Here is a 19585-nt window from a genome sequence, read left to right on the forward strand (position 1 = left end):
TTTCGAAGTACCCTACGGCAAAAACAAAACAGTTGAGGAAATTCCATCAATATGTTCCTTATCCGCCCATAATATAAAGTAATTATAAGATATTCCATCAATCATTATCGGACTCGGATAATTTGCGATAAAGGCTGCCTGCCCCTTCATTTCAGCTGGTTGATCGGCAGAAGGTAAAATAGTGCATGACTGTTCATATGGGTTTTGTGATTTTATTATTCGAGGCGCCGAGCCATAGGGCATTAGTTTTTGAAAAGCTTCGTCATGGCATACCTTGTCGATCGAATCGGATCCCAAAAGAGCTGAAATCTGAAAAAAGCCATCATCGCCTTCATATCTTTCATTGTTTACCCTATGCCAACTTGCGGGATATTGAAAGTTAACGTCAAAAGTCTCGTTCGTAAATTCCGCTTTTGACAAATCCATAATCGGTGTTGGCGACCATTGCACTGACGTGATAGTCACGTCTTCAATGAGCCTAATTGGGACAGGATGGGTTAGATCAAGCACCCACAGCTCATTGGCAAATTCCTGCTCTTTACACCCAGAAAGGTATGCAATTTTTCTTCCATCAGGCGACCAAGTAACTGGTGTCGAAAAGCAATTCGAAATCGCCCATATCCGATCATCATTCCCAAGTCGCTCCACAGTTCTTATTTGCGTAAAATAGCCTCTATCATCAGATGCGGTCGCACTATACGCGATTCGTAAAGAATCAGGTGACCATTCCGGGAAATAGTTTTTCCCATCTGGTCCCCCTTTCACTTCATGCACAACACCTGTAGCAAGCTCCACAGTGTAAATAATTGAAACACTTGCACCTGGTGTTGTATAGAGAGCAAAGCTACCATCGGGTGATAGACGCGCATCATGAAGAGGACCGTTCGTATTTCTAGTAATTTGCTTTTTAGCCATTCCATTTGTATCACTGCTGAATAGCTGACTTATACCTGATGCATCCAGAGCTTGAAACATTAATTCCGTGCCACTCGGAAACCAGCTCACTTCTGATGCACCAGGTTGCCTGATCGTCTTCGCTGCATGCAACGTGGCGTTATACAGTATAATCATTCCTCGGGTCGCATAAGCTAAACTTGAACTGTCTGGAGACCAACCCAGACTGAAATCTCCCCCTTCTTCCAACTGATCAATACCAGCGATTAAACCCGTTGCTGTATAAATAACATAGATAATCCTATCCTTCCCAACAAATGCGATTCGGCCGCTATCCGGCGACCAAATTGGTTGCGAGCGTGCATCGCCTAAACCACTTGTAAGTTGTCTATTTTTCCCGGTCCGCGGATTATACACCCATATATCATACTGCCCTCCGCGATCAGATGTATAAGCAAGAAATCCTCGATCAGCGGTAGGCGCGAAAGGAATACTTAATTTCATTCCAGGAGTTAGAGCTGTGGATGGCAGTTCGTTGGTCGTCTGTAAATACTTAGGATTGCTTTGACCACCTGTCGTCACGTTGAAACGCTTGGCAATCTGAACCAATGTGTCCCGAGGTTGAACGACGTAATAAGCTACACCAGGTGGGATTTCAAGTAACTGACCTACCTGTAAGGCATATGGTGGCCTTAGCCTATTTGTTTCGACAATCAAAGAAACAGGAACACCATACATTTGAGAAATCCGGTACACGGAATCTCCCGACTTAACGCGGTATTTATTGACGCCAGGTGGAATTGACAACTGTTGCCCGATAGTGATTCTATATGGTTGCGTTAAATTATTTGCGGCAATAAGGGATTTCACTGGAAGTTCCCACCGCTTAGCTATGTTATTTAATGTGTCGCCAGTCCTAACTACATAAAAAAGTTGCATCGCTAACACATCCTTCCATTTTGACAACCTCGTAATTTCCCAAGTTAAATGTGAACAGAATTCAATTGCTCTACCCACACCTAGGTTATTCGTCTAGCGGGCGGTATGTTCTAACTATGACATTCATTCAAAGTAGAAAGCACAAAAAAACGAACGGCTCTTTTTATAAAAGAGCCATTCGTTTTTCCAATTTCGCATATTTACTTTTCAAAGACTTGGTGAAGCACATCAGCCGGTTTGCTATTATTCAAGTTTTTATAGATGCAGCTTGCTGGTTTTTCTCGCAACGTTTCGGCGAAAGCGTTTGCTAAATCAGCTTCACCCGACACATGTATTTCTTGCCAGCCGCGTTCCTTTTTCAATTTCCCAACAATTTCACCCATTCCTTTATAGAACCGCTGAAGGTTTTCTCTCAAACGTGGTTCTAAGGCGTCGTCACGAGTAGCCCCGGTTAGTGTTTCGTTAGGATCTTTTTTCTGACTTTTTCCCCATCCTTCCAAATTCGCGTCGAATACATAGGTGGCTTCATCAATAACGGCCCCCATTGCTGTATCTAAAATGCGTACTTCCCCAAAGCTCGGCAAGATAATCCCCGCTTCCGGATATGCTTTGTACATATATTCCATCTCTTCAGTGACTGGGTGGTTTTCCCAGTGGAAGCTTGTTTTCACTGGGACTTGAACATAGTGAACTGCCCATAGTTCCGGCTCTAATGATGCAAAAATCACAACACCTTTGCTTAGATCATTCTTATTATCCTCGACTTCTGTTTGAACTTTCTTTCTAAGTTCAGTAAAATTTTTCAATTCCTTTTCATCTTTGGAAGCTTTAATATACTCGTCAATCCGCTTCAATCCACTCTTCAAATGAATTCTCCATGCCCCGTTTAGTTGATCAGGATCACCGGGATTAGTGTTTAAATAGACACTCAATACACAACGGTCATCACAGTGAAAGTCTTTTAAGGTTTTAAGTTCTTTGCTTAATGACATAATTACATTAACCTCCTTAATTTTCGATTCACTATTAGCATACCCTCACGTGCTTAGTCTAAAACGAATTGTGAGTACACTTACATTTACAAGTTAATAAAGGATTAGAAAAAGCTGTTTTCAAAATCCTCTTCACATGGACTTTGAAGACAGCTTTTCACTTCATTAAATAAATAAGCTAAGTAGTAATACAACACCAAGACCAACAATCGAGTTCGTGAATAAAAGAAGGCCCCATGTTTTGAATGTGTCTTTAATGGATAAGTTAAAATACTCTTTAAACAACCAAAACGATGCGTCATTTACATGAGTAATCGTGTTACTTCCTGCGGCTGTTGCTAAAACCATTAATACAGGATTCACATCAAACGTATGAATAAGCGGACCTACGATTCCAGCAGCGGTTATCGCAGAAACAACGCCTGTCCCTGTTGCAATACGAAGCATTGCCGTGATGACCCATGCCATAATTAACGGAGATACACTTGTATTTTCCATCATTCCAGCGATAAAGTCACCAATTCCTGTATCTAAAATGATTTGTTTGAATGCACCACCGGCACCAACAATGAATACAATCATCGCAATACCCTCGATTGCCCCGGAAAAAGAAGTCATGATTTCCGGCATTGTTCGACCTCTTCGTGTACCGAATACGTAAATGGCAACTAATACCGCAAGTAACATACTAATTTCGGCACTGCCAAGGAAATTAATAATTTGGTAGAACATCGTTCCTTTTTCAATAAATAGATCCATCACAGTAGCTGTTGTTATAATGATTGCTGGCAACAATGGAACAATTATACTGATTGCAAAACCAGGCATTTCATCTTCTGTGAATTCTTTCGACTTTTTCAACAATGGTGGCACAGGACGATCTAAATTACGTAGCATTCTAGGTAAAATAATACCCGCGGCAATAACAGATGGGATGACAACAACCAATCCCAATATATATACCATACCCATGTCCGCACCGTATGCCTGAACAAGTGCAGTTGGACCCGGTTGTGGAGGGAATATACTATGCGCCATTGTCGCGGAGGCAACCATAGTAATCCCTAAACGTAAATAAGGAATTTTTGCTTCTACAGCAATACTAATTACTAGTGGAGCCAAAATGATGAAAGCAACTTCGTAAAAAACTGAAATACCGAAAATTGCTCCAACAATTAATATTGCCCACTCAACATTTTTCACTCCAAATTTGTTTAATAAGGTAGAAGCTACGCGTTGAGCAGCCCCGGAGTCAACCATCAATTTACCAAGTACAGCACCCATTCCGATAATGATTGCCAAACTTCCAAGCGTGCCGCCAAAACCTGTTTTGATCGACAGGACAACTGCATCTAGTGTTAAACCATTTAAAATACCTACCAGTATCGCGACGATCAAAAGAGCAAGTACACTGTTTAGTTTTACAACAATGTTCAAATAAAGTAGTAAAGCCACTCCAAGAGCTACCCAAATAATAGGCAAATAATTTATAATCCATTCCATATTCATTTCCCCCAAGCCTATTTTCTTCCCCAATATGTATATTTTTTAATTATTCGTATTCTATTTACGCAATGATTGTATATCTGGAGCTGTATAGGTTAGCTTAAAAGCCGCCTTCAATAGCAGTTTTTGTCGATTGGATAATTTCTTCTGCATCATTTTCCCGGATAACGGCAACTTCTTTAGTTTCTGTGAGTTGAGTAAGAAGCGAGTATTTCGATATCTTCATTTGTCCTCTTTAGTTATGATTTGGGATAGTTTACTGCTTAATTTCAAATTCCCCACTCAATGTATACGCTTTCAATAACATTTTCATTTAACCAAAATATTGTTACGAAAATCCATATGCCAATGAACAACATTATTTTCTTCAAACATTCCTACTTTACTATCCTCTGGTTCCAAAATAAGATTTGAGATTTTGTAATGATAGTGAAAATATCTTGCCGGGACCCTCTTCACGAATTTCTTTATCAGCGAAAGTTCTCGGGTAACCTTCTACCAAACGCACATCGCCCATGTCGATACTTTTGCTACGAGAAAAATTTAAAATAACACATTCGAATTCGTGATAAATTTGACATAAAAAGCGTAAGGCTCCCACCCTAGAAGGATTAAACGTATTTAGTGCTTCGCCTATCGTAAAAACACCAAATAAATATATGGCAACATAATCTCCCCTTTCCGATAGTAAATGTCCTATTTTTAAATATTTTTTCAATAAATCGGTTTAGTAAACCGATTTAGTATTTTCATTATATAGTGAAAGCGCATTCAAAATCAATCATTAATTCTGAATAGCAGATTTCCTCTTCGTGATTCCCCTCTTTTTTCCTTCCATCATCTAGCTTTGAGACGCTTTTTACTTAATAGGAATTTCCCTAGAACTGGATCAATACTGCCTAGTATTATTTTAGAATGGCCTTTCAATTTAAGAAATCACTATATTTTAAAGGTAAGAGAATTATAGTGAGACTTCTTAAAGCACCCTGCTGTTATTAAATTATCCGCCGTTTTTTTTCTATAAAATAAAACCGATTGCACTATATGCAATCGGCCTCATTTTATATCGCTAATAAGCAAATTTGAACATGGAACTAAAAAACAACTAAAAATATGAAAAATAATCAACTATCTATTCACTAAGTTCAGCTTTCCACTCTTCTTTAATCTCAAGACCGATTTTAGATGCAGTATCTTCATTAACAACAAATTTTAATTTTTTCGGAACTTGAACGGGTAATTCAGACGGCTTGCTTTCTCCTTTTAATATCTTCACAGCCATTTGGCCTGTTTCATAACCGAGATCATGATAACTAAAGCCGTATGCTGCTAAACCGCCTCGTTTTACGGAGTCTAGTTCACCGACCATCATGGGTAGTTTATTGTCGAACGCAACTGAAGTGACAGTTTCAAGCGCCGAAACAACCGTGTTATCTTTAATGATATACAAAGAATCGACTTTACCAATCAATGAGTCAACCGCTTGTTTTACATCCGCTGATGTGGCAACAGGAGCTTCAACAATAGTCAAATCCATATCTTTTACTACTTCATGAATCTTATCCACTTGAACGCGTGCATTTTGCTCCCCCGCGTTATAAATAATGCCTACATTTTTCGCACCTAATTGTTCTTGTAGGAACTTCAATGTTTGTGGAATTACATCAGGATGCAAATCAATAGTACCTGTTACATTACCTCCCGGACTTTCCAATGACTCTACTAATTCAGCACCAACAGCATCTGTAACTGATGTGAAAACGATTGGAATTTCTTGAGTCGCACTTGCTACAGCTTGTGCACTGGGTGTCGAATTTGCAAAGATCAAGTCTACACCCGAGTTAACAAGATTTGTAGCAATCGTTGTGTTAGCACTATTGTCATTTTGTGCATTCTGAACTACATATTCCACGTCAAGCCCTGCATCTTCCAATGCCTTTTTAAAGCCATCATAAGCGGCATTCAATGAGGGATGTTCTACAATTTGCGTGACACCTATTTTATATTTCTTTGTGTCTCCATTAGCACTCGACTCTTTTTTCTCTCCTTCTCCACATGCCCCAAGTAGTAATGCAGCACCGAAAATGACAACCGCCATTTTCTTCAAATAAATCTTCATTCTTTTTCCCCCTTTAATTAAACCTGCATATTTTGTGAAAATTTGATTCTAAAAGTTAATTTTTCATAATGCTACACTGCCTGTGATTGATAGTCAATAAGGTTCCAAACATTATGAATATTTAAGCGCTTACATTAGTGTTATTTGTGTTGGCCAGTTCCCAGCATGTTCAAATCGAATCCAGTTGAAGCTATAATTTAATTTGGAGGCCTTCTTATTGTTTCGTAATCGCTAGTTTATTCCAATACAAAAAACACCCACGAAAAAGTTAACAGGTACATTTTCGTAGGTGTTTCATATTGTTCTATAGGTTAGTTCAGTACTTAAGCCATAATTTTTGGTTGTCTTTGTGCTAATAATGGTTCTTGACACTCTATTTCTTCACCCGTTTCAATATCAATGAACGTACTTGTTTCATTAAACCAACAATCCGGTGCTTTGTGACCCCAGAATGTTTGGCGAAGTGGATCATTTAAATCCCAGCGTTTCGGCTTTAAATCTGGGTCGCTTGTTAAATAATCGCCCGTATAAAGTTCAATGCGGTGGCCATCTGGATCTCTTAAATAGAGGAAGAAGGCGTTGGATAATCCATGGCGGCCGGGTCCCCGTTCAATTGAATCTGCATAGCCCATACTCGCTAAAATATCACAACAATCGAGCACGCTAAGTCGATCTGTTAATGAGTAAGCAAAGTGATGCAATTTTGGTCCAGGACCGCTCATGAATGCTTGATCATGAACAGTAGGCTTTCGATAAAGCCATGCTGCCCACAAGTCCCCATCCTCAGTATCCGTATACTCTGAACACGAGAATCCTAAGTGATCAACATAAAAATCAAAGGCTTTTTGAACATCTGGTACTGCACAGTTTACGTGGTCAATCCTTTGAATTTTCGCTCCTCGATAAAGATCATAACGCTGCAACATCCGGTCAACGATAGTCATTTCCGCAAAAAACTCTAATGGAATTCCTGAGATATCATGCACTCGAAGGGTTCTTCCAAGTGCATGTTGTACCCCTTTCGCTACCCATTTTGTTTTCAGACCCAGTGAGATGAAAAGCTTTTCAATTTCATCGAGATCCTGTTCTTTTTCCACTTTGTAACTAAGTACCTCAACAACGGCTTTGTCTGCTTTTTTCAATAGTAAACTGTGATGCGAATGTTCTTCTAAACCTCTTAAGTAAATATGATTTTCATCACTTTCTGTTTCAATCATGCCTAATCCCTCAACATAGAACTTACGAGACGCCTGCAAATCTACTACATGAAGAACCGTTCTCGCGATCCGTATGATTGAAAAATCCATCGTGTTCACCATACCTTCCACTATTTTTTCCCGAACTGCTGAATACGATGATCAGCAATTGAAACATGAATAATTTTCTGTTCAGTATAAAAATTGAAGCCGTAATGGCCACCTTCACGACCGATACCAGAAGATTTCGAACCTCCAAAAGGTGTTCTTAAGTCACGAACGTTCTGAGCATTCACCCAAAGCATTCCTGCTTCAACTTTTTGCGCAACACGGTGACCTCGTTTAATATCGTTCGTCCAAACATAACCCGCAAGTCCGTAATCAATACTGTTTGCCAATCTAATGACTTCTTCTTCATCTTTAAATGTCATCACGGTTAGTACTGGACCAAAAATTTCTTCTTGTGCAACGCGCATATGATTTTCAGCATTTAGTATAAGTGTCGGTGCCACAAAGTTTCCTTTAGCTAATTCAATTGGGATATCTCCATTAATTACTTCGGTACCTTCTTCTTTTGCAATTTCCAAATAGCTTTTGACCTTAATATAATGCCCTTTATCGATTAGTGGTCCCACCTCCGTATATGCGTCGAGGGGGTCACCAACTTTAATATTCGCAACACGTATCTTTAAAGCTTTGATAAATTTATCTTTAATCTCTTCTTGCACAAACAATCGTGAGTTCGCCGTACATCGTTCACCGTTAAAAGAGTATATTCCCCAGACACAAGCATCTAAAGCACGATCGAAATCAGCATCCTCAAAGACGATAATTGGTGATTTCCCACCAAGTTCCATCGAGCAACTTTTCAGTGTATCGGCACTATTTTTTATGATCGTTGTACCCGTCGTTGTTTCGCCAGTAAATGAAATAAGCTGGACATCAGGATGCTTGACTAGCGCATCCCCCGCTGTCTCGCCGTAGCCATGAACAACGTTGAAAACACCTTTTGGAAGATCCGCTTTATGAATCACTTCAGCCAATAGATTTGCCGAAAGCGGAGAAAGTTCTGCTGGTTTTAAAACAACTGTATTACCTGTCGCAAGTGCTGGTGCAACTTTCCATGTCTCCAACATAAAGGGGGCATTCCATGGCGTGATTAATCCTGCAACTCCTACAGGCGCATGAATCGTGTAGTTGATAAATTCATCATCTACTTGATAGGCATCTCCAACAAGACGGCTTTCTACCATACGTGCATAAAACCGAAAGTTTTCTGAAGCACGGCTTACCATATTTCGAGTTTGACTAATTGGAAGTCCCGTATCAAGTGATTCCAAATAAGCGATTTTCTCTATATCTTCGTCAATCAAATCTGCAATTCGATAAATATAGGCCATTCTTTTTTTTAGCTTCATCGTTTTCCATGGACCATGATCAAAGGCTTCCCGCGCAGCTGCCACTGCTTTATTAATATCATCAGATTGCCCTTCAGCAACTTCATTGATTTGTTCATTAGTAAACGGATTCATATTTTTGATCGTCGTCCCACTTAAAGCGGGAGTGAACTCTCCATTTATATAGAGTGAAATATTCTGTTGTGTTTCATGTTTATAAGAAACTACCCCATGGGTTGACACCATACTTATCACCTATTTCCTTCTTATATATGTTGAAATAAGGAATCCCATCTAATTCGCTTTGGCCTGCAGGATGCAGGTCATGCAGTCGTTGCGACATGACGTTGCGAACTTAGACTGCCTTCCTTAGCCCCCCTGTAATGCGCCTTCACTCAGTTTATATAGGCATTCATTTGTTCAACATATATATTATTTTTTTAGTCAGTTTGCAGTAACTTCCTTAGGTAAAATTGCAAGCTCAATAAGTGATTCACGAACTTCTTGTTGGATTACAGCTGTTGGTAATCCTAGAGGTAAGCGAAGCTTCGGCGTAATTTTCCCCATCATACCAAGTGCTACTTTAACGGGGGCTGGATTGGTATCTTTGAAGAGTGCATCATTTAATGGCATTAATTCGAAGTGAAGATCTTGTGCTCTCGCAACGTCTCCAGCAACCCAAGCATTGTAAAGTTCGGCTACTTTAGTTGGCTCAACATTTGCTGTGGCACTAATAAATCCAGCCCCGCCAATTGCCAGCATTGGATAGCAAAGCAGTTCGATTCCTGAGAATAATAGGAAGTCTCTTCCACAATTTAGAAGTACACGATTTACATGTTCAAAGTCTTTGTTTGCTTCTTTTACACCAATAATGTTGGGACAGTCCTCAACTAAGCGTTTCATCGTGCTAACTTCCATATTGACGGCGGATCGACCTGGGATATTGTAAATAATGATTGGCGTTGTAACTGAATCAGCAACCGTTTTAAAGTGCTGATAAAGTGCTTCCTGGTTCGGTCTATTGTAGTAAGGCACAATAACCATTGCAGCATCTGCACCTAGTTCTTCTGCATATTTCGTTAACTCCATTGTTTCATCATGATTGGTAGACCCTGTACCAGGTGCAAAAAATACACGTCCAGCAATTGTTTCTTTTGCTAATTCCATAACTCGTTTTCTTTCAGCAATTGTTAAAGAACTTGGTTCACCACTCGTTCCTGTAACAGAAATCCCATGACTTCCGCTGTCAATTTGCCAATTAATCAGCTTAATGAATGCATCTTCATCAATCGCACCACTTTCAGTAAATGGTGTAACGACAGGACAAATTGAACCTCTTAACTTCTTTTTGGCTTCATCGTATAACAAAAGAATTCACTCCTTCAAAATTATTAAATATCTGTTTCAAGAAAAGTATTCCAGCTGTATAGCTCGCCTACTCGACTCTCTGTCACACCACGAATAAGGTAAACTAGCACACTCATTATTCTTCGAGTTCTTTTAGTTCACGGTACTTTCCTTGACTAAATAGTAATGGATCTTTTTGTTCAAGTTTAACGCCAGTAACATGACCAATAAAAACCGTATGATCTCCTACTACGTATTCGCTATACAGTTTGCATGTAACAACGGCTAACGCATCTTCTAGAATTGGCAATCCTTTATAGGTGGCAAATGTAATTTCAGATTCTCCATTAAGCTGACCCGAAAATTGCTTTGACACATTTTGTTGGTCAGATGATAATATGTTAATCGCGAATTGATTAGCATCTTTGATATGCTGATGCATTCTTGCATTTTCTCCAATACTAATTGCCACCAGCTTCGGGTTGAGAGATATGGACATAAAAGCATTCGCCGTCATGCCATGTACCTCTTCAGCAACTTCCGTTGTAATAACCGTCACACCCGTTGCAAAACTGCCCATAGCATTTCTGAATAAACGATCATCAATCTCGTGATCTACTTGTTGCATAATATATTCTCCTTTCCACTTTCAATTCACCTGTTTAATTATTTCGAGATAAGAAAGTATAAGTTATTCGACACGGTACAGTGTCTAGGCTTCAGGCGCCATACGCTTTTCTAGTCAAAATACTATTCCAGCTTCTTTTTTAGTTTTATTTAAAAAGTTTGTAACCATGTCTTTATAAGGTTGCTTATCAAATCCATCATAATAGGCATTCGACATTCTCACTGGATCTCCAAAGAAATAATATTCATAGAGAGCTTGTCGGTTACCGAACGCACTAATAGAAATATCCCATGCTAAACGGAATAGCTGTACTTTTTCTTCGCCGTTAATATTCGCACCTTGTGTGTAACGATGAACTAACGCTCCAACATCCGTATTGCTAAAGTCTGCTTCAGTTGGAAGCGCCATTAATCCCGAAGCGCCTAGAATTTTAATAATTTCATTCATACGCTGATACATTTTCGGGAACCAATTACGTGCTGCATTTAGTGGTTCAAAGTCCGGCGTCATATTACCATATTGATCGATTTTTGCATTGTGCTCCGATTTGAATAAGTGGGAACGCATCACTTCTAAAATAACCATGATTTCACTCGCTTTTTCTTTAACATGCATGAATTTATCAATACCGATTGCTTCCATCATACTGATGACAACACCAAGGATGAACTCTGTTTTGACAACGTTTTTTGCAATCACTTGATGCGTCATATGTATAACCGCATTTGTCTCGGTATACGTACGATTACATATATCTGTACTTTCACTTACAAAAACTCTTTCCCATGGAACAAATACATCTTCAAATGAAATGATTGCATCACTCTCATCAAACCTAGCACCTAATGGATGATCCCATTTGCTTTTACCATAGTCGAATGATTCACGGGATAGGAATTTTAAACCTTTTGTATTATTTGGGATCGCAAATGCAAATGCGAAGGGGTCATCTGTAGTACCTGGCGTTCTGTTTATAGTGGAAGGAAATACGACGAGCTCATCAGTGATACCGCCTAATGTTGCCAAGAGACGACAACCGTTCACAATAATTCCGTCTGAAGTCTTTTTCGTAATACGTGCGGAGAGAAATGGATCTTTTTGCTCTGCTTGCGTTAGCATCGACCTGTTTACCTGTGGATGAATTAATGTGTGTGTTAAACTAATGTCATTTTCACGTGCATATTCATAGTAATCTGCTGCATTTTTGGCGAATTGATCACTACCACCACCTTCCTGCGCAAAGAATTGACTGGCTGTACCGAATGCCATAATGCTAGTGTTCAGATAGTCTGGGGAACGTCCCATCATGCCGCCGGAAAAAGTTGCCCACTCCGTATGCATTTCACGTCTTTTGAACAAATCTTCTTTCGTTTTAGGAGCGATAAAAGAAAGTCCAACTTTTTTCCCAGATGTTGGTGATGTATAAAGCATTTTTTCAGGCTTCTCATGTTGTAAATCATAAAGACCTGCAACGCTCTCCACCACATTTTTAAATGCTGGATGTATGGTAACGTCGTTTACTTTCTCACCATGTATCCATACTTCCGTGTTCCGTTCTTTAATACCTTCAATATATTCTTTCCCCGTTCGTGCGCCCATTCTATTTCCTCCTTGTTTTTGGATAAAGTGAAATTTCAATATGACAAGCGACATTTAACAGTTCATACTATTTAGATTTAAATATAGAATTCCGTTGAATCCGCTGCGGCGCTTGGGGATGCCTCTCGCCCTAAGCCAAGCAGCTTCGCCGCCAGTCTTAGGGCTTCGGCTACCCCTTTAAGGCGCCTACGCTAAATTTACATAGGTAAGGAAATTACTAGTACAATGAAGAAAAATGTATTGTTCCAGTTACTGACACTGCACACTGAGTAGAAATGGCCACACCAAACAATCTCCAAGAGCGTAAGGACATAAAAAATTCAGATGTGCAGTCCATATATATATTCGGCACTACTTATTTAGAATTAACTAGGTGGTATACCTCACCCGTATAACGAACAATTCTAGCGAAGGAGCGACAAGTGTGAGCCGGAGCAATAAGACCGACAGTAATCTTCTGGCGGGCTTATTGCGTGAGGCCATCACCGAGCGACAAAGCGTTGTTGGAAGAACAGTCTATTTGTTAAGTGCCGACTATATAGTCATCTCTCACTTCTTTTTAAATCTAGCATGAATATTATTTAGTTTATAAGTACCCGCTTCACTAAATTCGATTACTTCCATTGACAATGCTAAATAGCGCTTGGACATTACTTGCGAGAAATGTTCTTTCATGACTTCAAATAGCGCATCACAAACTTCTTTCATTATTTCTTCTGAGCGTCCAGCCCCTATTTTCAACTTGGCATGGACAAAAGCGTCATCCTCAGCACCATCTGCCACCCGATACTCCTTTAATTCAATCGCTCTTGAGCGGATTCCCCCTATCGGAAAAATCGTATCTCGTGCAATCAAGACTTTATGAATCTCTTCAAATAGCTTTGCAATATTCGCTTCATCTTTAATATTATCCGTGTACTCTACAATAAAATGTGGCAAGCAAATTCTTCTCCTCTTTACACTATCGATAGATGAAAGATTCATCTCCGATAATGGTATTTACTAACCGTCCGATTCCCTCAACTTCCGTGACGACAACATCTCCGACGGCAGTATTGACAGAACCTTTAGGAGTTCCTGTAAGAATGACGTCATTTTCACTCAATGTCATGAAACTACTTAAGTACTCAATAAGCGTGGGAATATCGAAGATCATATCCGCTGTAGTTCCTTCTTGTACGAGTTTGTTATTGACATGCGTCGTCAATTTTAAATTCATTGGGTCCGCAACATCTGCCGCCTCAACAATCCACGGACCGAATGGTGTCCCAGTATCACGATTCTTCACGCGCAAGTTGGGGCGGTAATAATTTTCCAAATAATCTCTAATCGCATAATCATTAGCGACACTATAGCCTTTAACATAGTTATAGGCGTCTTCTTTTTTGACGTTTCGAGCAGTATCACCGATGATCACGGCCAATTCACACTCATAGTGCATATAAGTAACATCTGAGGGACGACGAGTATATGCTTGGTGCCCGATAAATGTATTCGGTCCTTTTAAAAAGACAAGTGGTTCAGATGGAGCGGCAAATGCAAGTTCTGCTGCATGATCCGCATAGTTAAGCCCTAACGCAAATACCGTACGTGGCTCTATCGGCGTAAGCCAAGTTACTTTGCTCTCCTCTACTAGTCGACCATCATTTAATTTGAGTTGCCCTTCCCATTCAATTGCTTCATGGATGGCACCCCCATATGCTATTCGTGCTTTTTTCATATCGTCCCCCTCCATTTGGATTCTTTTTCGTCAACTATGAAATTTTCTAAACTGCCAATACCCGCTATTTCGATTCGAACTTTATCGCCTATCTTGGCTTGCGGTGCTTCTTCGGGGACCCCTACGAGTAGCACATCTCCTCGATTCAACGTCATGAACTCGGTTACATCGGCGAGTAACCGAGAGACCGAACGAATCAAATTTGATGTTGAATTTTCCTGTTGAAGTTCATCATTGATGAATACACGGATAGTTAAATCATCTGGGTTATCCACTTCTTGACGGTCGATAATCCATGGCCCGATAGGACAAAATCCATCACGTGCTTTGTACCGGACAGCTGGACGGTATACGCTATCATGTGGCACGCTGACATCATTGATAATCGTATAGCCCGCCACATAAGCCAGCGCATTTTCTTCATCCACAGCAACGGCTTGCTTTCCTATGACCAATCCGAGGGCCGCACCCATTTCCAGCCTTGAAAGCCCAGCCGGCATAGGGATTTCTGCACCGTAACGGTTGAAAGTATTTGCCGGTTTAATATAAAGAACTGGGGCAATTGGTGGTGCACTATATGGTTTGTCATTTACAGCATCAGCAAGTCTTTCAAGTGCCCCTTTATAGTTCAGCAGTGTACCAAAAACCGTTCCTGTTATCGGGATGTCGAGTTGTATTTCATTAGCATTTACCGCGCAGTCCTCTATCGTGATTGTACTCGTAACTATATTCACATCGACTGAAACTAATTCATTTGCCCCAAACACTTTAATCCTTGCTCTACTCATCCATTCCACTCCTTTGCAACAAACAAAGAAAACAAATTACTATACTGATAACAATGCTTTATCGCTCGTTAACTTTTCACCGCGAATGCGTTGGAATTCATCCATCAGTTTAGGAATGGTTAATTTCCTCTTCTCATCGGCCTCTATTTCCAAAATGATTTGCCCTTTATCCATCATAATAAGCCTGTTCCCTAGGTCGAGTGCTTGCTGCATATTATGAGTGATCATCAGCGTTGTGAGCTGATCTTTTTCAACAAGTTGCTTTGTTAATTTTGTAATTAATTCGGCTCGTGCTGGATCTAGTGCAGCAGTGTGTTCATCAAGTAGCAAAATAGATGGTTGTGTAAAGGTAGCCATCAACAGTGAAAGTGCTTGCCTCTCCCCACCAGAAAGCATTCCTACTTTTGCATTCAATCGGTTTTCAAGGTTTAAATGAAGGGCTTCAAGAGATACGCGGAATAATTCACGCCGTTTCTTATCAACAGCCTTTTTTAATACACGTTTTTTGTTTCGTGAATAGGCCATTGCGAGGTTTTCCTCAATCGTCATTGTAGGAGCTGTCCCCGCCATTGGATCTTGAAATACCCTTCCAATCATTTGTGAGCGCTTGTATTCAGGCATTTTTGTAACATCATTAGAAGCAATTTCAATAACACCAAAATCAGGAGAAAGAGCACCTGAAATCATATTTAACATCGTCGATTTTCCGGCACCGTTGCTTCCAATCACAGTCATAAAATCTCCTGGATTTAATGTTAGATTAATTTGATCCAAAGCTACTTTTTCATCAGGTGTTGCTTCATTAAATAATTTATTAATCTGACTGAGCTTTAGCAACGGGATTTCCCTCCCTCATCAGCAACTGTTCATGCTCTATTAGCCTCTCAGCATGGCGTTTAGCTTTCCTGCTTTTTTCTCGCTTTTTTTCAAAGAACTGCGGTAATATCAACGCACCAATTACAATAACTGCTGTAATTAATTTCATATCACCCGTATCGAGAAAGTCCACTCTAAGTGCAAGTCCAAGTACAATTCTATAAATAATGGCTCCTGCAATTACAGCAAACGTCGTTCGCATAATCGTTTTCGTACCGAAAATTGCTTCACCAATAATAACGGAAGCTAGCCCGATGATAATCATTCCGATTCCCATTCCGATGTCAGCAAACTTTGAATACTGAGCAATCAATGCTCCCGAAAAGGCAACGAGTGCATTTGAAAAGCCAAGACCTACAATAACGAGTGTGTCTGTATTAGCTGATAAACTACGAATCATTTTCTTATTATCACCAGTAGCCCTTATTGCAAGCCCGACTTCGGTTTTCAAAAACCAATCGACGACAAATTTGATTAGCAAAACGATAATAATCATGATGAACAATGTACCCCACGTTGAAGGCAAGTATTGGAATCCCAGCATGCTGAAAAAATTGCTAATCGCAGTGTCGATACCTAAAGGGCTCCAAAATGTTTTGAACTGAACAAACAAAGTTTCGGCATTTAGCAATGGGATATTCGGACGACCAATCGAATTCTCAGATGTCAGTCCCATTATGCGTAAATTTATCGAATACAAGGCAATCATCATTAATATTCCAGATAGAAGTGCATTGATTTTCCCTTTTGTGTGCAGAAGGCCGGTTACACATCCAGCAAGAAAACCGATAACAATGGCTACTACTGTAGCCGCCACCGGATGATATCCGAAGATAATCATCGTGGCGGCAACTCCAGCTCCTGTAACAAAACTTCCGTCAACCGTTAAGTCTGGAAAATCCAAAACTCGGAATGAAATATACACGCCAAGTGCCATAATTGCATAGATGATTCCTTGCTCTACAGAGCCAAATACAGCTGAAAACATGTAGAATCACCCTCCTATCTATTCACTAAATTCAGCTTTCCATTCGTCTTTAATATCGAGTCTCAGAGTAGATGCGGTGTCTTTATTCATAATCAATTTCAACTTTTGTGGAATTTGAACTGGTAAGTCAGCTGGTTTACTTTCACCTTTTAAGATTTTCACAGCCATTTGTCCTGCTTCATAACCGATGTCAAAGTATTCAAACCCATATGCTGCTAAGCCGCCTCGTTTTACAGAGTCGAATTCGCCAACCATCATCGGAATTTTATTGTCATTGGCGACTGAAATTACAGATTCAAGCGCCGAAACAACCGTGTTATCTGTGATGATGTACATAGAATCTACTTTGCCAAGCAACGATTCAGTCGCTTGTTTCACATCTGCGGATGTAGCAACAGACGCTTCGACAACAGTCATATCCATATCTTTCAGCATTTCTTTAACTGCATCTACTTGAGCGCGAGAGTTTTGCTCTCCAGAGTTAAACACCATTCCTACATTTTTTGCATCCAATTCTTCTTTAAGGAACTTCATTGTATTGGTAATTGCATCAGGATGCGCATCAATTGTTCCTGTAACGTTGCCTCCAGGGCTTTCCATTGAGTCAACGAGTTCCGCCCCAACCGCATCTGTTACCGATGTGAAAATGATTGGAATTTCCGTTGTAGCACTAGCTGCTGCCTGAGCACTAGGAGTTGAGTTCGCAAATATTAGATCGACATCTGCGCTGACAAGATTTGTCGCTATCGTTGTGTTTACACTGTTATCGCCTTGAGCAATTTGAACATCATATTCCACATCAATCCCTGCATCTTCTAAAGCCTTTTTAAAGCCGTCATAAGCTGCATTGAGGGATGGATGTTCAACAATTTGACTGACACCTATTTTATATTTCTTCGAAGATGTTTTCTTATCCTTAACTTCCCCGCTATTCCCACATGCTGCAAGTAGTAAGACAGCACTAAAAATAAATACCAACATTTTTTTCGAACCGCTCTTCATTACAATTCCCCCTTTTTATGCTAGTATATTTACTATTTATTTGAATCCTAGGAATCAGTGTGTGATGCGTTTGGTTTACCTAGTTGAATAGATGAACTAAGCGCCAAAACGGGTTGAATGAGATTTTTATTTCCTTTACTCCTTTTTAGATGCGTTAGATCGTCAACATGTCTTTTCTTTTTATCGGCGCAGCATGAATCGCTTGTCCGATTAGCCCCTCTACCGCTTCAAGTAGTCCTTCATTGAACCCTGGATGTGCATAGTGTGGGAATTTAATATCTTCTTCTTTCGCAGCCATTTCAAGCAACTGCACAAACGAACCTGACATTTCAACGGCTCCTTCACCAATCATGTGAATGCCTTGAATGATTTCAGTTGTTGCATCAGAAATAACTTTAATAAACCCATCCTTTTTACCAGTGATTGTTGCATAGCCATTGCCACCAAGTGCAAATTGACTGACACGAATAGCCAATCCAAAATCGCGCGCACTTTGTTCCGTAAGCCCTACAGAGACGATTGGTGGAATTGTATGTGCCACAACCGGCATAAATGTCAGATTGACTTCAGTTTGTTCTCCTGCAATTGATGCCACAGCAGCTTTTCCTTGTTTAATTGCTTTCACTGCAGACAAGGGACCTTCTGTTACATCACCAATTGCATATATAGAAGGTATCGATGATTGCATATTTCCATCTACTTTTATGAAACCCTCGGCTGTTTGTACAATTCCGAAGCGGCTTATGCCGAGAGCCTCCAAATTGGGTCGCCTAGTTCCAGAAACGAATAGATATGATCCGCTAATTGTCTCTTCTACGTTTTTATCCGTTTGAAATGTTAGCGTAATTCCGTCTTCCGTTTCATGTGTTGATATGAGTTCAAGTTCTTTATAGACTTTCATTTTTCGCTTTTTAAATAAACGATTTAATTCCTTATTAATAGATTCGTCAAATGGAAAACCTGCTTGATCGTCAATTACAATACTTACTTGCGCTCCTAATGCTGCAAAACTTGAAGCTGCTTCGAGTGCAATGGTATCTTGACCTCTAACAATAAGATGCTTAGGTATCTCTTCCAGTTTAAATAGTTCATGAGGCAATAAAATCCTTTCCCCTTTTTCTTGAATTGTTGGTGGCATAGTTGGGGAACTTCCTGTTGCGATAATAACTTGCTCAAATTCAAAGATATCAAATTGATGGCCATTTTCTACACCGATTTTGTCTACTGCGAGGAAAGTAACTTTGCCTCGGATTATTTCAATTTTGTTTTCATTACATAGACTTTCTACGCCAGACCTGAGCTGTTTGATAACTTTGTCTTTATAGGAAACCAGCTTTTTGATATCAATTATTTTTTCCATATTCCCAATTCCAAGTTCTTGAAAATGGGCTATATCTGAGCGCATACCTGCTGCATGTGTAAATATTTTAGATGGAATGCATCCTTCATTCAGACAAACACCGCCCAATTCTGCCTGTTCAATTAACGTCACTGAGAGACCAAGCTGCGCACCACGTATAGCAGCAGAGTAGCCGCCCGGTCCCCCTCCAATGATAATGAGATTTCTTTCCTGACTGATTTCTCCAACAACCAT

At 40.0% G+C, this 19585-nt stretch carries 17 protein-coding genes; all 17 read right to left on the reverse strand.

Features of this window, described 5'->3' with window-relative positions; translation table 11 throughout:
- Window positions 1–12: 12 nt before the first annotated feature.
- Window positions 13–1833, reverse strand: coding sequence for a LysM peptidoglycan-binding domain-containing protein (locus MKY15_RS21875; protein ID WP_342538586.1), 1821 nt, complete (start codon window positions 1831–1833; stop codon window positions 13–15).
- Between the two features lie 200 nt (window positions 1834–2033).
- The gene (locus MKY15_RS21880) at window positions 2034–2825 is read right to left on the reverse strand and encodes a VLRF1 family aeRF1-type release factor (RefSeq protein WP_340742349.1); all 792 of its coding nucleotides are present in this window, start codon (window positions 2823–2825) and stop codon (window positions 2034–2036) included.
- A gap of 165 nt (window positions 2826–2990) precedes the next feature.
- Window positions 2991–4328 (reverse strand): gluconate:H+ symporter, encoded by a 1338-nt coding sequence (locus MKY15_RS21885; protein WP_067210563.1) that lies wholly within the window; start codon window positions 4326–4328, stop codon window positions 2991–2993.
- Between the two features lie 103 nt (window positions 4329–4431).
- On the reverse strand, window positions 4432–4557 hold the full coding sequence (locus tag MKY15_RS21890; RefSeq protein WP_338656246.1) for a hypothetical protein: 126 nt from the start codon (window positions 4555–4557) through the stop codon (window positions 4432–4434).
- A gap of 906 nt (window positions 4558–5463) precedes the next feature.
- A complete protein-coding gene (locus MKY15_RS21895) occupies window positions 5464–6450 on the reverse strand; it encodes an ABC transporter substrate-binding protein (RefSeq protein ID WP_340742350.1) in 987 nt (328 codons plus the stop codon).
- A 323-nt stretch (window positions 6451–6773) separates the two neighbouring features.
- Complete coding sequence (gene hpaD, locus MKY15_RS21900) at window positions 6774–7757, reverse strand: 3,4-dihydroxyphenylacetate 2,3-dioxygenase (protein WP_342539799.1); 984 nt, start codon at window positions 7755–7757, stop codon at window positions 6774–6776.
- Window positions 7758–7777: 20 nt separating this feature from the next.
- Window positions 7778–9289, reverse strand: coding sequence for a 5-carboxymethyl-2-hydroxymuconate semialdehyde dehydrogenase (gene hpaE / locus MKY15_RS21905; RefSeq protein WP_342539800.1), 1512 nt, complete (start codon window positions 9287–9289; stop codon window positions 7778–7780).
- 198 nt (window positions 9290–9487) lie between these two features.
- Window positions 9488–10411, reverse strand: coding sequence for a 2,4-dihydroxyhept-2-ene-1,7-dioic acid aldolase (hpaI, locus tag MKY15_RS21910; RefSeq protein ID WP_342538587.1), 924 nt, complete (start codon window positions 10409–10411; stop codon window positions 9488–9490).
- Window positions 10412–10526: 115 nt separating this feature from the next.
- A complete protein-coding gene (locus MKY15_RS21915) occupies window positions 10527–10997 on the reverse strand; it encodes a flavin reductase family protein (protein ID WP_342539801.1) in 471 nt (156 codons plus the stop codon).
- 135 nt (window positions 10998–11132) lie between these two features.
- Window positions 11133–12617, reverse strand: coding sequence for a 4-hydroxyphenylacetate 3-monooxygenase, oxygenase component (gene hpaB / locus MKY15_RS21920; RefSeq protein WP_342538588.1), 1485 nt, complete (start codon window positions 12615–12617; stop codon window positions 11133–11135).
- Window positions 12618–13166: 549 nt separating this feature from the next.
- Complete coding sequence (locus MKY15_RS21925) at window positions 13167–13556, reverse strand: 5-carboxymethyl-2-hydroxymuconate Delta-isomerase (RefSeq protein ID WP_342538589.1); 390 nt, start codon at window positions 13554–13556, stop codon at window positions 13167–13169.
- 22 nt (window positions 13557–13578) lie between these two features.
- Window positions 13579–14337 carry a fumarylacetoacetate hydrolase family protein gene (locus MKY15_RS21930; protein ID WP_067210577.1) on the reverse strand — a complete coding sequence of 253 codons (759 nt, stop codon included), beginning with the start codon at window positions 14335–14337 and terminating at the stop codon, window positions 13579–13581.
- The gene (locus MKY15_RS21935) at window positions 14334–15125 is read right to left on the reverse strand and encodes a fumarylacetoacetate hydrolase family protein (RefSeq protein ID WP_342538590.1); all 792 of its coding nucleotides are present in this window, start codon (window positions 15123–15125) and stop codon (window positions 14334–14336) included. The genes MKY15_RS21930 and MKY15_RS21935 overlap by 4 nt, the downstream gene beginning before the upstream one ends.
- Window positions 15126–15164: 39 nt before the next feature.
- The gene (locus MKY15_RS21940) at window positions 15165–15962 is read right to left on the reverse strand and encodes an ABC transporter ATP-binding protein (protein WP_067210581.1); all 798 of its coding nucleotides are present in this window, start codon (window positions 15960–15962) and stop codon (window positions 15165–15167) included.
- Window positions 15940–16989: an ABC transporter permease gene (locus MKY15_RS21945; RefSeq protein ID WP_342538591.1), complete on the reverse strand. Its 1050-nt coding sequence runs from the start codon at window positions 16987–16989 to the stop codon at window positions 15940–15942. Before MKY15_RS21945 ends, MKY15_RS21940 begins: the two co-directional genes overlap by 23 nt.
- 18 nt (window positions 16990–17007) lie before the next feature.
- Window positions 17008–17991 carry an ABC transporter substrate-binding protein gene (locus MKY15_RS21950; protein ID WP_342538592.1) on the reverse strand — a complete coding sequence of 328 codons (984 nt, stop codon included), beginning with the start codon at window positions 17989–17991 and terminating at the stop codon, window positions 17008–17010.
- Window positions 17992–18145: 154 nt separating this feature from the next.
- On the reverse strand, window positions 18146–19585 hold the full coding sequence (locus MKY15_RS21955) for an FAD-dependent oxidoreductase (RefSeq protein ID WP_342538593.1): 1440 nt from the start codon (window positions 19583–19585) through the stop codon (window positions 18146–18148).

It is taken from the genome of Sporosarcina sp. FSL K6-1540, assembly GCF_038620285.1.
Classification (GTDB): Bacteria; Bacillota; Bacilli; order Bacillales_A; family Planococcaceae; genus Sporosarcina; species Sporosarcina psychrophila.

Bases quoted from the DNA above. Each gene is read 5' to 3' on its own strand.
- MKY15_RS21875 (WP_342538586.1), bottom strand. From the start codon at position 1,833: ATGCAACTTTTTTATGTAGTTAGGACTGGCGACACATTAAATAACATA.
- MKY15_RS21880 (WP_340742349.1), bottom strand. From the start codon at position 2,825: ATGTCATTAAGCAAAGAACTTAAAACCTTAAAAGACTTTCACTGTGAT.
- MKY15_RS21885 (WP_067210563.1), bottom strand. From the start codon at position 4,328: ATGGAATGGATTATAAATTATTTGCCTATTATTTGGGTAGCTCTTGGA.
- MKY15_RS21890 (WP_338656246.1), bottom strand. From the start codon at position 4,557: ATGAAGATATCGAAATACTCGCTTCTTACTCAACTCACAGAAACTAAA.
- MKY15_RS21895 (WP_340742350.1), bottom strand. From the start codon at position 6,450: ATGAAGATTTATTTGAAGAAAATGGCGGTTGTCATTTTCGGTGCTGCA.
- hpaD (WP_342539799.1), bottom strand. From the start codon at position 7,757: ATGGATTTTTCAATCATACGGATCGCGAGAACGGTTCTTCATGTAGTA.
- hpaE (WP_342539800.1), bottom strand. From the start codon at position 9,289: ATGGTGTCAACCCATGGGGTAGTTTCTTATAAACATGAAACACAACAG.
- hpaB (WP_342538588.1), bottom strand. From the start codon at position 12,617: ATGGGCGCACGAACGGGGAAAGAATATATTGAAGGTATTAAAGAACGG.
- MKY15_RS21930 (WP_067210577.1), bottom strand. From the start codon at position 14,337: ATGAAAAAAGCACGAATAGCATATGGGGGTGCCATCCATGAAGCAATT.
- MKY15_RS21935 (WP_342538590.1), bottom strand. From the start codon at position 15,125: ATGAGTAGAGCAAGGATTAAAGTGTTTGGGGCAAATGAATTAGTTTCA.
- MKY15_RS21945 (WP_342538591.1), bottom strand. From the start codon at position 16,989: ATGTTTTCAGCTGTATTTGGCTCTGTAGAGCAAGGAATCATCTATGCA.
- MKY15_RS21950 (WP_342538592.1), bottom strand. From the start codon at position 17,991: ATGAAGAGCGGTTCGAAAAAAATGTTGGTATTTATTTTTAGTGCTGTC.
- MKY15_RS21955 (WP_342538593.1), bottom strand. From the start codon at position 19,585: ATGGTTGTTGGAGAAATCAGTCAGGAAAGAAATCTCATTATCATTGGA.